The following is a 316-nucleotide window of genomic DNA, read 5'->3' as shown; positions in this document are numbered from 1 at the left end:
CTGTTGCAGCAGTATTTATTTCTGTTATAATTTCATTATTTATATCTATATTTATTTCAATCCCTTTTTTTGTTATAAATATGCAATTATCTAAGATAATATATATAATATCATTTATTGTTTTTTCTTTACTTTTAATAATATTATTGTAATAAAATATTCTTTTCTCCAATGATTGTTGTATTCAAGAAAAAAGCAATATATGATTCTTTATATGAATCGTGGAGAAATATAAAAATAAAAGATTCTGCATTAATATTGCTTTTTAGTTTTCTTATAGATTCTATATTAAAAATAACTTTATAATTCAAATATA

Annotated in this window: 1 protein-coding gene (only partly in view); it reads right to left on the bottom strand. The window is 17.7% G+C overall.

Annotated elements, in window-relative coordinates; translation table 11 throughout:
* Positions 1-307: 307 nt before the first annotated feature.
* Positions 308-316: the end of a hypothetical protein gene (locus LUA84_RS05030; protein WP_457913323.1), read on the bottom strand. Its footprint extends 348 nt past the window's final position; the window shows 9 of its 357 coding nt (coding positions 349-357); its start codon lies off the right edge, out of view — the gene reads right to left on this strand; the stop codon is at positions 308-310.

This window comes from Candidatus Nanopusillus massiliensis (assembly GCF_920984865.1).
The sequence above is the reverse complement of the archived record's forward strand: the minus strand, read 5'-3'. Positions and strand labels throughout refer to the sequence as shown.